At 32.2% G+C, this 12,934-nt stretch carries 12 protein-coding genes; 5 read left to right on the top strand and 7 right to left on the bottom strand.

All coding sequences use genetic code 11. From position 1 onward, the window contains the following. The first annotated feature begins 10 nt into the window (after positions 1 to 10). The 3 genes from rnpA to ACIQ16_RS07025 all read left to right on the top strand — a co-directional run bounded on the left by rnpA (position 11) and on the right by ACIQ16_RS07025 (position 2,908). A complete protein-coding gene (rnpA, locus tag ACIQ16_RS07035) occupies positions 11 to 385 on the top strand; it encodes a ribonuclease P protein component (protein WP_396149998.1) in 375 nt (124 codons plus the stop codon). Between the two features lie 65 nt (positions 386 to 450). Then, on the top strand, positions 451 to 2,085 hold the full coding sequence (locus ACIQ16_RS07030) for a S41 family peptidase (protein WP_396149996.1): 1,635 nt from the start codon (positions 451 to 453) through the stop codon (positions 2,083 to 2,085). Between the two features lies 1 nt (position 2,086). Beyond that, positions 2,087 to 2,908 carry an OmpA family protein gene (locus ACIQ16_RS07025; RefSeq protein WP_396149995.1) on the top strand — a complete coding sequence of 274 codons (822 nt, stop codon included), beginning with the start codon at positions 2,087 to 2,089 and terminating at the stop codon, positions 2,906 to 2,908. A gap of 12 nt (positions 2,909 to 2,920) precedes the next feature. Here ACIQ16_RS07025 and ACIQ16_RS07020 read toward each other — a convergent pair whose 3' ends face one another. The 3 genes from ACIQ16_RS07020 to ACIQ16_RS07010 all read right to left on the bottom strand — a co-directional run bounded on the left by ACIQ16_RS07020 (position 2,921) and on the right by ACIQ16_RS07010 (position 6,604). Continuing rightward, positions 2,921 to 3,364, bottom strand: a complete 444-nt coding sequence (locus ACIQ16_RS07020) for a GNAT family N-acetyltransferase (protein ID WP_396149993.1) — start codon at positions 3,362 to 3,364, stop codon at positions 2,921 to 2,923. Between the two features lie 117 nt (positions 3,365 to 3,481). Next, positions 3,482 to 5,185: a transglycosylase SLT domain-containing protein gene (locus ACIQ16_RS07015; protein WP_396149991.1), complete on the bottom strand. Its 1,704-nt coding sequence runs from the start codon at positions 5,183 to 5,185 to the stop codon at positions 3,482 to 3,484. Positions 5,186 to 5,416: 231 nt separating this feature from the next. Then, complete coding sequence (locus tag ACIQ16_RS07010) at positions 5,417 to 6,604, bottom strand: phosphoglycerate kinase (protein WP_396149989.1); 1,188 nt, start codon at positions 6,602 to 6,604, stop codon at positions 5,417 to 5,419. Between the two features lie 90 nt (positions 6,605 to 6,694). On the opposite strand from ACIQ16_RS07010, the gene ACIQ16_RS07005 reads away from it, so the two are divergent. Both ACIQ16_RS07005 and ACIQ16_RS07000 read left to right on the top strand, forming a co-directional pair. After that, complete coding sequence (locus tag ACIQ16_RS07005) at positions 6,695 to 7,855, top strand: ATP-binding protein (protein ID WP_396149987.1); 1,161 nt, start codon at positions 6,695 to 6,697, stop codon at positions 7,853 to 7,855. Positions 7,856 to 7,866: 11 nt separating this feature from the next. Continuing rightward, positions 7,867 to 8,244: a DoxX family membrane protein gene (locus ACIQ16_RS07000; protein WP_353078146.1), complete on the top strand. Its 378-nt coding sequence runs from the start codon at positions 7,867 to 7,869 to the stop codon at positions 8,242 to 8,244. Between the two features lie 210 nt (positions 8,245 to 8,454). Here the strand turns inward: ACIQ16_RS07000 and ACIQ16_RS06995 are convergent, their stop codons facing one another. The 4 genes from ACIQ16_RS06995 to ACIQ16_RS06980 all read right to left on the bottom strand — a co-directional run bounded on the left by ACIQ16_RS06995 (position 8,455) and on the right by ACIQ16_RS06980 (position 12,918). Further along, positions 8,455 to 8,763, bottom strand: a complete 309-nt coding sequence (locus tag ACIQ16_RS06995) for a GIY-YIG nuclease family protein (protein ID WP_396149985.1) — start codon at positions 8,761 to 8,763, stop codon at positions 8,455 to 8,457. Between the two features lie 76 nt (positions 8,764 to 8,839). Next, complete coding sequence (locus ACIQ16_RS06990) at positions 8,840 to 11,119, bottom strand: helix-turn-helix domain-containing protein (RefSeq protein ID WP_396149983.1); 2,280 nt, start codon at positions 11,117 to 11,119, stop codon at positions 8,840 to 8,842. A 138-nt stretch (positions 11,120 to 11,257) separates the two neighbouring features. Then, positions 11,258 to 11,806: an OmpH family outer membrane protein gene (locus ACIQ16_RS06985; protein ID WP_396149981.1), complete on the bottom strand. Its 549-nt coding sequence runs from the start codon at positions 11,804 to 11,806 to the stop codon at positions 11,258 to 11,260. Positions 11,807 to 12,069: 263 nt separating this feature from the next. Continuing rightward, positions 12,070 to 12,918 carry a class I SAM-dependent methyltransferase gene (locus tag ACIQ16_RS06980; protein WP_396149979.1) on the bottom strand — a complete coding sequence of 283 codons (849 nt, stop codon included), beginning with the start codon at positions 12,916 to 12,918 and terminating at the stop codon, positions 12,070 to 12,072. Positions 12,919 to 12,934: the final 16 nt, after the last annotated feature.

The raw sequence follows: 12,934 nt of genomic DNA, 5'->3' as shown, positions 1-12,934 counted from the left end.
CATTTGCCTTATGCAATTTTCTTATCCAAATAACGAAAAACTAAAAAGCCATAAAACAATTGAACGGTTGTTTTCTGAAGGAAAATCGATATCTAAATATCCGTTACGGCTGGTTTTTATAGAAAATACGGATGAAAACAATTTGGAAAAAGTACTAATGGGCGTTTCCGTTTCTAAAAAATATTTTAAAAGAGCGGTTGACCGAAATTATTTTAAAAGAGTACTTAGAGAATGTTATCGATTAAATCAAAACCTATTGAAAGATAACCTTCAAAAGCCTTATGCTTTTATGTTTTTTTATCAAACCAAAGAAAAGTTATCGTATCAAGAAATTGAAGAAAAAACCAAACAATTGTTTCAAAAATTTAGTGAAACCATAAAGTAAATTAAAAACAACCGCTTGTTTTCAAAGATTTTAATTAAATTAGTAAAAATATTATTCCATAAATTATGAGTTTTTTAAACAAAAAAAAGGTGCTTATTCCCACGCTTGTAGCGGGATTTCTATTTGTAGCCGTAAGTTTTCAAAACGATTTTTTTGCCTTAGCCAAACAAATTGAAATTTTTACGAATCTGTACAAAATTGTCAACCAAAATTATGTAGACGAAACCAATCCAGGCAACTTAATGGATGTGGCTATAAAAAGTATGCTAAGTGAATTGGATCCATATACCGTATACTTTGATGAGCAAGATGTGCTTAAATTTAAAATAAATAATACGGGTGAATATACCGGAATTGGCGCCATTATAACGCGAAAAGATGATAAAATAATCTTAAAAGAAGTATACGAAAATATGCCCGCCGATAAAGGCGGTTTTAAAGCTGGTGATGTTATTACCCAAATTGGAGATGTGTCACTTAAAGATTTTAAAGAAGATGCTTCTCAGTTGCTTAAAGGTGCTAAAAACACTAAAATTGACATCGTATATTTCCGTCAAGGTGTTGAGAAAAAAGGTCAAATTATTTTAGATGAAGTAGAAATAAAAGCCGTTCCTTATTATAAATTATTAAGCGACAAAACAGGTTATATTGTGCTTCAAAAATTTAACGAAAAAGCTTCTGCAGAAACAAAAGCGGCTTTATTGGCTTTAAAAGAACAAGGTGCCACAAAAATTATTTTAGATTTACGAGACAATCCTGGCGGGTTACTTCACGAAGCGGTTAATATTTGTAATTTATTTGTGCCAAAAGAAGAAATTATAACCACAACAAAATCGCAAAACAAAACACATAATCATATTTATAAAACGAAGAACGAACCCGTTGATACTGAAATTCCATTAGCGATTATTGTAAATGACCGAAGTGCTTCTGCTTCAGAAATTATTTCGGGTGCATTGCAAGATTTAGACCGAGCAGTAATTGTAGGAAATAGAAGTTTTGGAAAAGGATTGGTACAACGTCCGTTTAATTTAACGTATGGCACACAGGTAAAAGTTACTATTTCAAAATATTATACGCCTTCTGGTCGTTGTATACAAGCAACTGATTACAGTAAAAAAGACGCCAATGGAAAGGCTATAAAAACAGCTGAAAAAGAATATAACGCTTTTAAAACTAAAGGCGGAAGAATTGTTTACGATGGCGGAGGAGTTTTACCAGATGTAGAAATTGCAGATATGAAAAAAAGCGCCACCAGTTTAAGTATTGCAAACTCAGATGCTGTTTTTGAATTTGCAAACGTATTGTATTACAGAAACCCGACTGCAAAAAACAGTACTGGAATTACTGATGCTGAGTTTAACGAGTTTAAAGCGTTTCTAAAAAAAGAAAAAGTAGAAATAAATAGCAACACAGATAAATCTTTAAAAACGTTATTAGAAGCTGCAAAAAAGGATAAAATTGATGCCGACTTACAACTTGAAATCAAACAATTGGAAGCCGCCATTGAAAAAACAAAAGACAAAGAATTAGATAAAAACAAAGAAGAAATTAAGCGTCTTCTTTTACAAGAATTATTATTACGTTATGGCTATCGTAACGCGTTTTACGATTATGTTTCTACTAAATATTCGGACGTGCTAAAAGCCCAACAAATATTAAATAATCCAACAGAATACAAACAAATATTAAAAAAATAAAATGAAGAAAATAGTCGTATTTCTATTTTTAACTGCTTCTTTTCTTGGGTTTTCTCAAGAAGAAACGGTGCATTCTATTTATTTTGATACCGATGTGCGTGAAATAAAACCTTTACAAGCAGAAGCGGTAGTTTATTTTTTAAGTTTGATTGATACCACGCGACTTCAAAGTGTTTCTATTTATGGCTACTGTGATGACGTGGGGAAAATTAATTACAATTACAAATTATCACAAGACCGCGCCAATAGTGTCAAGAAAATGTTGGTGAGTAAAGGGGTTAAATATAAAATTATTGTAAAAATAGAAGGAAAGGGAAAGGTACTTATTGATGAAGATTTAGAAGAAGATATTCCTGAGGCCAGAGCTAAAAACCGTCGTGTAGATGTGGTTTTAAACTTTAAACCTTTAGTGGTGGAAGAGTTAAATATTCCTGGTTTGTATAAAACCATTAGAAAAAATGCCTTAGTAGGCGATCGGGTATATTTAGACAAATTACTTTTTGATAGTGGCAGCAGCAGACTTAAACAAAGCGCTATAAAACAACTCGAAACAATAGTTGTTTTGTTAAAAAGATATCCCAACATTCAAATTGAAATTCAAGGTCACGTATGCTGTACGCCTCCGCCTCATAAAGATGCCGTTGACTTAGAGACACGAAAAAGAGAACTATCCAAAAACAGAGCAGAAAGAGTTTATAAATTTCTTCATAGTCGAGGTATTGGTAAAGTTCGTATGACTTTTAAAGGATATGGAAATACGCAGCCCATAGGTAAAGATGAGCAATTTGACAGAAGAGTGGAATTGGTTATTACGAAGATTTAATCCGAATTTTTACTATACCTTTTTCATTTCAATGTGCGGAATGTCGTCTTCCAAATAACTTTCGCCAACTACAAAAAAACCGTGACTTTCGTAGAATTTTTGCAAATATAATTGGGCAGATATAGTAATTTTTGTTTCCTGAAAAAGTATTTTAATCGCATCTATAGAAACGCGCATCAACTCGTGACCCCATTTTTTATCGCGGTGCGATTCTTTTAAAATTACCCGACCAATTGAGCTGTATTCAAAATAATCTTTCGGTTTAAAAAGTCGTGAACACGCCACTAAAACTCCGTCAGAATACCCTAAAATATGAATGGCTTTTTGGTCTTTCCCATCAATGTCTTGATATACGCAATTTTGCTCCACTACAAACACTTCTGAGCGCAATTGCAACAATGCATATAACTCGTCAGTAGTTAATTCGTGAAACGGCTTTATTTTAAATTGAATCATTTTATTAATTTGAAAGACAAAACTAAACCATTTTACGAGTTGAAACAAAAAACCTTTGTGAAAGTTTATTAAAAATAACACTTTCACAAAGGTTTAAATTATATAAAAAATAAAGGTTTATCCTTGTATTTTCAGTTTCATTCCAGGTTGAATATTATCTGTTTTCAGATCGTTTTTCTTTTTTAAATCGTCAGCCGTTAAATTCGGAAACTTTTTAGTGATTGAAAAAATAGAATCTCCTTTTTGTACGATGTAATAATCTTCATTGATTTCAATTTTGCTTTTCGCAGAAGAATATTTGTTTTCCGTTGGTTTTTCGGTGTTTTCAGCAACTGCATTTTCAACTACTGGTTCAATGATTTCGGTTTTCGGTTTCGGTTTTTTGACGACTTCGTTGACCGTGACTTTTTTGGTAGTTTGTATCACTAAACTTTGTCCGGCATTAATGGCACTCCCTTTAATTTTGTTCCACGTTTTTAAATCGGTTATAGACACTTGGTTTTTCTTAGCAATCTCAGCTAATGTCTCGCCTTTTTTCACTTTATGGAAGTTTTTACTTACTACTTCTTTGGTGCGTTTCTTGAGCACTTCTTCCGTCTCCACAGGCTCGTTATTCGCAACTACAAGACTTGCGGCTACTGCTAAAGAATCTTGTTTGGCAATGCTGTCGCGTTTTTTTGCTTGAAGTGCTAACTGAAGGTTTCTTGATTTTTCTTGTTCTAAATATGCTAAATAGCCATAAATTTTTTCTTCGTTCGAAACAAAAATCCCAATTTTATTTTTCGGTAAACGCAAATAAAAATATTCATCGTCAATTGAAGGAATATATTTTGATTTATAAATTGGATTTAAGTATTCCAATTGTGCCTCTGAAATATCCAATAAATCGGATAATTGCTTAAATGTCATAGCCTGTTTTACCATAACGGTATCGGTTTCAAAATACGTCATTTCTGCTTTTTTAGGCACCAAACCGTGTTCTTTTTTAAACTCGTAAATGTACATCGTAGCTAAAAAAGCAGGTAAATAGTTAGCTGTTTCTCTTGGTAAATATTTTCTAATTTCCCAATAATCTGTTTTTCCTCCAGAACGTCTAATGGCTTTAGAAACATTTCCGGGTCCGCAATTGTAAGAAGCTAAAACCAAACTCCAATCGCCAAAAATAGCATACATATTCATCATATAATGACAAGCCGCTTCGGTCGATTTTATTGGGTCATGACGCTCGTCTACATAAGTAGAAATGTTTAATTTGTATTGTTTACCAGTTGCTGGCATGAATTGCCATAAACCACCGGCGCCAACTTTAGATTTTGCTTTAGGCTGTAAAGCCGATTCTACAATAGCTAAATATTTAATTTCTAAAGGCAAATTGTATTTTGATAATTTTTCTTCAAATAATGGAAAATAATATTCTGCTAGCGCCATTTGTCTTTCAAAACTTTTAGTTCTGTTTTTTAAGAACGATTTAATTACGTTTTCCAAAGCTGGATTGTATTCAATTACAAAAGGCGATTGTATGTCTAATTTTCGTAATCGCTTTTTTAATACTTCCGTGTCTAAGTTATAGGCCACTTTCTCGTCGATATTCATGTTTTCAATATCAAAAAACATTTCATTTGACAAGGTAGCATCAGACAATTCTTTCAGCCATCTTTCGTCGATACAATTACTTGTTGCGTGGTGCGTAAAGGTCGCTTTAAGCGAATCCAAATACGATATTTTTGGTGTAAAAAGAGTTGGAATTATATCCTTGCTTTCTTGTGCCAACATTACGTTTGACAGAAAAAAACCAAGGGTTAGTAAAACTAATTTTTTCATGCTTTTATATGTTTTTGCTCCATAAATTCCGGAGTATTTTATCTAAATCATTAATATACAATTACTTGTATAAACGCAAATATATTTTATTTATTGCTAACTACCCAATTTTTAACGTTTAAATTTTCATTTTAACGTTTTTTTAGGGATTTCGTCGGTGATTTAGAGAAGTTGTGATAACAAATAACTCCAATAATAGTAGTTATTTGTTATCATTATTTTTATGGTTTTCTACTTCAAAATAGCAGCAATACCTGGTAACGTTTTTCCTTCTAACATTTCCAACATCGCGCCGCCACCTGTAGAAACGTAGCTCATTTTGTCTTCTAAACCAAACTGTTTTACCGCAGCAACACTATCACCGCCTCCTACTAAAGAGAAACATCCGTTTTTAGTAGATTCGGCAATAAAATCGCCAAGGGAAATGGTTCCGTTAGCAAAAGTTGGCAATTCAAACACACCTATTGGTCCGTTCCAAAGTATGGTTTTTGAGTGTAACACCACGTCTTTTAACATTTCTAATGTTTTCGGACCCGCATCTAAACCTTGCCATCCAGCAGGGATTTCAGCCACATTCACTACTTGTGTATTGGCGTCATTTGAAAACGCATCAGCGGCTAAAACATCTACAGGTAAATGAATTTTTACACCTTTTGCCGTAGCTTGTTTCATAATGTCTAAAGCCAATTCCATTTTGTCATCTTCACAAATAGAATCGCCGATATTTCCACCCATCGCTTTAATGAAGGTAAACGTCATTCCACCACCTATAATCATATGATCTACTTTGTCTAAAATGTTTTCAATAATGGTGATTTTAGAAGAAACTTTACTTCCTCCAAGTATTGCAGTTACTGGTTTTTCAGAATTTTTTAATACTTTGTTGATGCTTTCAATCTCTTTTGCCAATAAAGCGCCGAAACATTTATCATTTGGAAATTCGTTTGCAATAATTGTAGTTGATGCGTGCGCTCTGTGTGCTGTTCCGAAGGCATCGTTTACATACACATCGCCCAAACTTGCTAATTCTTTAGAAAAACCAACATCTCCAGCTTCTTCTTCGGCATAAAAACGTAAATTTTCCAACACTAATATTTCGCCATTTTGAAGATTTGCAGCGGCTTCTTTAGCGATTTCACCTCTACACTCTGAAGCAAATTTTACTTTTTTTCCTAAAACTTCTTCAATTTTATAAACAATATGGCTCAAAGAATATTTATCTTCTTTTCCTTTTGGACGGCCTAAATGCGACATTAAAATAACCGCTCCGCCATCGTTTAAAATCTTATCAATAGTTGGTTTTGCAGCTTCAATTCGATTCGCATCGGTAACGTTAAAATTTTCGTCTAAAGGGACATTAAAATCTACACGGATTAACGCTTTTTTGTTTTTAAAATTGATGTCGAAGATCGTTTTCATAGGAAATAGTTTCTAATTTGTTGTTTATGATATTTGCAAATATAAAAGTTTGATTTTAAAACCAAGATAAAAATCGCTTATATTTGCTAGATGTTATTTAAAGATATATTAGGTCAAGACCACATTAAAAACTATTTAATTACGACTGCCAACGCAGGACGGATTCCGCACGCGCAATTATTTATTGGGCCTGAAGGTTCTGGAACCTTACCGATGGCTATGGCATATGCGCAATATATTTTATGTAACAATTCCGACGGCGAAAACACCACAGGAAACAGTGCTTGTAATTTAAAATCTGAACATATATCACATCCTGATATGCATTTTGTGTATCCCATTACATCTACAGATGAAGTGAAAGGAGACAGTGTTGTAAGTACAAATTTTTTAGACCAGTGGCGCGGTTTTGTTAAAGAAAACCCATACGGAAGTTTATTTGATTGGTACAAAAAATTAGAAATTCCTAAAAAACAAGGAATTATTAGTGTTAAAGAATCGGCAGCAATTAATAAAAACTTATCATTAAAAGCATACGAAGGTGGCTATAAGGTAATGATTATATGGATGGCCGATAAAATGAGAACAGACGCAGCAAATAAATTACTGAAACTATTAGAAGAACCACCCGAAAAAACAATCTTTATATTAATTTCTGAAAGTATCGACGATTTATTGCAAACGATTATTTCGCGTTGTCAAGTAGTTGATTTTTTAGCGTTACCTGAGCAAGTAATTACGGATGCCTTAATTGCCACACATAAAGTAGAGGTTAATTTAGCAAAAAAAATAGCACATCAATGTGAAGGAAATTATAACAAAGCACTTCATTTATTGCATAAAGATGATGATGATAGTGTTTTTGAAGAATGGTTTATCAATTGGGTGAGAGCCGCTTTTAAAGCCAAAGGAAATGCAAGTGTAATTGCTGATTTAATTTCTTGGAGCACGACCATTGCTAAAGAAGGCAGAGAAACGCAAAAGAACTTTTTGCAATTTTGTATTCAATTTTTTCGACAAGCCTTGTTGTTGAATTATCAAGCAACTAATTTAGTATATTTAGAGCCTAATTTTGAGAATTTTAAATTAGAAAAATTTGCGCCATTTGTTCACGGAAATAATATTGCAGATATTTTTAAAGAATTGGAAGACGCAATGTATCATATTGAAAGAAATGGAAACAGTAACATTATTTTAACCGATTTATCGATAAAATTAACACGACTATTACATAAAAAAGAAATAAATTAAAAACAAAAATTATGAATGAATTTGCACTGATATTATTAGCTTTTTTAGCGATTACATTTTTACAATCAGGATACGATAAAATAGCCGATTGGAACGGAAATGTAAGTTGGTTAAAAGGTCATTTTTCTCAAACTTTTCTTAAAAACCAAGTCCCAGCGGCTTTACTTACTATTTTAGCTTTAGAAATTGTAGCTGGTGTATTGTCTATTATGGGAATTGCTGAAAACATAACGAGTGGCAGAACCATTATGGGTGATTATGCTTGTATGGTTTCGTGTGTGACGTTATTGCTGTTGCTTTTCGGACAACGTGTAGCGAAAGATTACGATGGCGCCAGAACGATTGTAATTTATTTAATTCCAGCATTGTTGGGCGTGTATTGGTTGTAACAAAATTTACGTGAGACCCTTTCAGGGTGACAAACGTTGTGTTGTGTTATATTTACCGTATTAATTACACCCAGTTTGTCTTGCTGAAAGCATCTCTTTTTGTTGAATTGAAAAACGTTATGTGAGTCCCTTTCAGGGTGACAAACGTTGTGTTGCATTTTGTTTGCTAAACTATTTACTCACAGTTTGTCTTGCTGAAAGCGTCTCAAGTCAAATCGTATCGTTTAAAAAATCCAAATTTGTATTGAAATTTTTAATGAGTTCAAGTTTACGATCTCGTTTCATTAATTTAATTTCTTTTTCTCTTTCTATTGCTTGTTGAACCCAACCATAATGTTCATAATATAGCAGGTAAGACACATTGGATTTTGCAGTAAAACTATTTGGATTTAATTTTGATTTGTGTTCGTGTAATCTTCTTTTAAGATTATTAGTCATTCCTGTATAAAGCACTGTTTTTGCTTTATTTGTCAGAATATAAACGTAAAAATTATAAATTCCTTCTGTAAATTCGATCATTGATTTTGGCGGTTAAAATAATTAATATTGCGCGAGACCCTTTCAGGGTGACAAACTGTGTGGTGAAACTATATGCTTAATTCTTCAAGCTTACTTTAAACAAACGCAATTCTTCCCAAGAAAATTGATTGCCATATTTTTCTTTTAAAATACCCAAACCTTCATCGTTATAGCCTTTAAACGCTTCTTCTAAGGCTGCAATTTTTTCATCGGACATAATATCTGAAATGGTAATCGCTTCCATTTGAATAAGTTTCGTAAAATGGGAATAAATCGAGCTTACTGTTAGTTTTCTTTTCGCAGCAATTTCTTCCACAGACAAATTTTGTTTCCAAAGCTCTAATGTGATTTCGATTGTAGATTTTTTTGGTTCTGTTGATTTGGCTTTTTTGGATTTGGTTTTCTTACTAAAGGTTTCGGAATAATCTTTGGCTACAAAACCATCAATTTCTTTGAATTTTTCTGATAACGAAGCAATTTTATTAATTTTATAAAACTTCATTTCATCAGACGACATCGTGTTTTTATTAAAATCAATTCCGTTTACTAAATTTTTAATCAATAGCATTGATTTTTTCAATTGTAAAACTGTTTTTACTTGAATTTCTTCTAATTCCAAAAGTTCATCGTGAAACGTTTTTACTTTTTTCAAGTTACTCACTTCCGCAATTTTCAAAAGCAAATCGGTTACCTGATAATCTAATGTTTTAAAATAATAATCATATGCCGCCTCGCAACGTTCTGCCAGAAAAGGAATATCTACAGTTTCTTGGAAACAAATTTTCTGGATTTGATTGCTAAATTTCTGAGAAGAATCCAATAAAGCCGCCACAATGCTTTCGTTTTGTTGAGCCCAAATACGATATTTCGATTTGGTTGAATTGGATACTTCGTCGTTATACGAAAATAAATGATTGCGCCATTCTTGAGCCAATTGTCTGAAATCGAAACTTTTACACAATTCTATTCGTAAAAAATGCTTCGTTTCTAATGCTAATGATTTTTCTAATACAATTTCATCTGCCTTATTATTGGCGTAATTTAATACTTCGTTATCGGAAGAAATGCCGTTTAATTGTATTGGAGAAAGCAAAATTAAGCCTTTTAACGAACGAAGTCGAGACAAAGCCACATAGGCTTGTCCGGGCGCAAAAACACGTGAAACATCTAAGGCTGCGTTGTCAAAAGTTAAACCTTGACTCTTGTGAACCGTAATTGCCCAAGCCAATTTTAAAGGATAATGACTAAATGTTCCTACGACGGTTTCTTCAATCTCTTTGGTGTCTGGATTTACCGTATATTTTATGTTTTCCCAAGTGTAAAGATCTACTTCAACGGTTTTGTTTTCTTCTTCAAAATGAACTAAAATTTCTTTTTCATCTAATGAGGTAATTTTCCCTATTTTTCCGTTAAAATAATTTTTTTCAAAAGAGGTGTCGTTTTTAATAAACATTACTTGAGCGCCTACTTTCAAATCCATTTTTGGTTCAATAGGATACATTTTTTCGGGAAAATCTTCCACAATTTCGGGAAAGTAAGAAATCGTTTTTGCTTTTAACTCTGTTAATGCCTCTTTATTAATTTCGTCTGCTTTTGCGTTATGCGTGGTAACAATAATACAACCGTTATGGTTTTTGATATTAAAATTTGGATTTACGTATTGATTTAAAACAGCAATATTCTCCTTTGTAATTTTATTGTTTCGAAGGTTGTTTAAAATAGAAATGAATACTTCGTCGTCTTGACGATAAATTTTATCCAATTCAATATATAAAGGCGGATTTTGTTGTATCACTTGAGAATGAAAAAAGAACATACCTTGATAATAGTTCTTTAATTCGTACCATTCTTCTTGCTTAATAACTGGAGGTAATTGCAATAAATCGCCAATAAAAAGTACTTGAACACCCCCAAAAGGCGCATCGATTCTTCTTACTTTTTGCAGCATAAAATCAATTGCATCCAATACATCTGGACGAAGCATAGATACTTCATCAATAATAAGCAATTCTAAATTTACGAGCACTTGTTTTTTAGTGCCGTTCATTCGGAAGTGTTTGCTAATCGTACTTTTCGTTTCAAATTTATATTGATACGAATTGGAATTGACAACTTTATAATCAGGAATAAAAGCCGCAAACGGCAATTGAAACATAGAATGAATGGTAACTCCACCCGCATTAAGTGCAGCAATTCCGGTAGGGGCAACCACAACCGTGTTTTTGTGTGATGTGGCAATAATTTCTTTAAGAAGTGTGGTTTTTCCAGTACCAGCTTTACCTGTTAAAAAAACAGATTTATTGGTTTGGTTGATAAACTGCAAGGTGTACTGAGCGGCTTTAGATAAGTGTTTCATTTGGCGTATAGTTTAAGTTAAAGTTGATGGCAAAGAATTGAGTTGTTCGTTGATAAACAAATTTAATTGAAAAAAAATTCTGAAACAAGTTGAAAATACTAAAAAATAAAAAAGCCCTGATTTCTCAAGGCTAAATTGTTATTTTTTTTGGTTTGTTGCTTTGTATTGATCATTTAGCTCTTTCAGCAACTTATCTGTTAAGTTATACGAATCTTTTGCATAAATTACAGAAGGAGCATCTTCTGAAGTAGTAAAAATATAATCGAATTTTTGTTTTTTACCGAATTCTCTGATATATTTTTTTACTTGTTTAATTAAAGTGTCTTGTAGTTTTCCGCCTTCTGTTTGAATTTGGGCTAAAACTTGATCTCTTTCTTGTAAAATTTGTTGTTCTCTTTGTTGTAATTCGCCATATTTTTGTTGTGCCCAAGCTTGTCCGTTTGCTTGTGCATTACTTTGAAATGCATCTTTTTCGGCTTGTAATTGTCTGCCTTTGGCCTCTAAAGGACGCCCCATTTCTTCAGATTTAACTTTGAATTTATCATTTTCATCCTTAAACTTTTCGTATTTTTCTAATAGAACAGAAGTATCTATATAACCTGTTTTAAAATCTGCTTTTGACGTGGTGGTTTCTTGACAAGAAATTAATGCTACACTTAATGCAACAATGCTTACTAATTTTTTCATTTTTGTAAAGTATGATTATTTAATTTGTAATCGTTTTTTTAATTTTTGTAAAAATAATAGGTTTCTTTTAATTTTTGCTTCTTTTTTAAAAATAAATTAAAAAGGAGACACTATAAGAAAACTTTATGTGTTGTTAAATATACAATAAGAAATTACTATTAAAACCGACTTATTTAAACCTTTGTTTTATTGATTAACTTTTTTTGTAAATATATTTGAGTGTTTTTACAAGAAAAAGCCTTTAAAACGTATTTATTTGCTTTTTACTTGTTTTTTATGATATAAATGTGCGAAGAAAACTCATTTTTGAACAATCCTGAAACATTTGAACATAAACCGACTAAAAATCCTTTTACGAAACTCATTTTTCCATTTTTATATTTTTCAGATAAAAGGGAAACATAAAAACTATCAAACCACATTGGTTTTACTTTTTTCAATTCCATATCCACATCCGAAAACAATCTTTTTATACTGGTTTTTGAAAAATGCCATAAATGACGAGGTACATCGTACGCTGCCCAAAAACGATTGTAATATTTGGCATCGTACGATTTGTAATTTGGTACCGCTATAATAATGGTTCCGTTTGGCTTAACAATACGTTTTAAATTGGCAATATATTCCGTTAAATTTGGTACGTGTTCTAAAACGTGCCACATAGTTACCGCATCAAAGGTGTTTTCTGGTAAAGCAAAAATATCTTCCGTAAACGAAATGCCCTTATTAGCAGCCAATTGTTTCGCATCAGAATTTGGTTCAAAACCTAATATCGACCAACCTTGGTTTTTAGCCTCTACTAAAAAATCGCCCGTTCCGCATCCAATATCTAACAACTTGCCTTTACTGTTTTGTTCTTTATTAAGTAATGAAACTTTGCCTTTAATAGCATTTCGTTTTACTAAATGGTATATTTTTTCAAACAGCGTTCTTTTACCATCTGTGTGTGAAATATAATCTTCGCTTTCGTAATACTTTGGTAAAACCTCTAATGATGGAGTAGGGTGTGTTTTTAAAATATCGTATTCTTTGTTGTATAACAAAGAAAATGTTTCTTTTGAAACGGAATGGTCTTTAACTATTATAAATTGGTTTTCTTCTAAAAATTTCATTTTCTCTTTATTTATT

Origin of the sequence: Flavobacterium sp., assembly GCF_044360715.1 — a bacterium.
In the GTDB taxonomy this organism is placed as follows: domain Bacteria; phylum Bacteroidota; class Bacteroidia; order Flavobacteriales; family Flavobacteriaceae; genus Flavobacterium.
This window is presented reverse-complemented; position numbering and strand designations above follow the sequence as displayed.

Bases quoted from the DNA above. Each gene is read 5' to 3' on its own strand.
- rnpA (WP_396149998.1), top strand. From the start codon at position 11: ATGCAATTTTCTTATCCAAATAACGAAAAACTAAAAAGCCATAAAACA.
- ACIQ16_RS07030 (WP_396149996.1), top strand. From the start codon at position 451: ATGAGTTTTTTAAACAAAAAAAAGGTGCTTATTCCCACGCTTGTAGCG.
- ACIQ16_RS07025 (WP_396149995.1), top strand. From the start codon at position 2,087: ATGAAGAAAATAGTCGTATTTCTATTTTTAACTGCTTCTTTTCTTGGG.
- ACIQ16_RS07020 (WP_396149993.1), bottom strand. From the start codon at position 3,364: ATGATTCAATTTAAAATAAAGCCGTTTCACGAATTAACTACTGACGAG.
- ACIQ16_RS07015 (WP_396149991.1), bottom strand. From the start codon at position 5,185: ATGAAAAAATTAGTTTTACTAACCCTTGGTTTTTTTCTGTCAAACGTA.
- ACIQ16_RS07010 (WP_396149989.1), bottom strand. From the start codon at position 6,604: ATGAAAACGATCTTCGACATCAATTTTAAAAACAAAAAAGCGTTAATC.
- ACIQ16_RS07005 (WP_396149987.1), top strand. From the start codon at position 6,695: ATGTTATTTAAAGATATATTAGGTCAAGACCACATTAAAAACTATTTA.
- ACIQ16_RS07000 (WP_353078146.1), top strand. From the start codon at position 7,867: ATGAATGAATTTGCACTGATATTATTAGCTTTTTTAGCGATTACATTT.
- ACIQ16_RS06995 (WP_396149985.1), bottom strand. From the start codon at position 8,763: ATGATCGAATTTACAGAAGGAATTTATAATTTTTACGTTTATATTCTG.
- ACIQ16_RS06990 (WP_396149983.1), bottom strand. From the start codon at position 11,119: ATGAAACACTTATCTAAAGCCGCTCAGTACACCTTGCAGTTTATCAAC.
- ACIQ16_RS06985 (WP_396149981.1), bottom strand. From the start codon at position 11,806: ATGAAAAAATTAGTAAGCATTGTTGCATTAAGTGTAGCATTAATTTCT.
- ACIQ16_RS06980 (WP_396149979.1), bottom strand. From the start codon at position 12,918: ATGAAATTTTTAGAAGAAAACCAATTTATAATAGTTAAAGACCATTCC.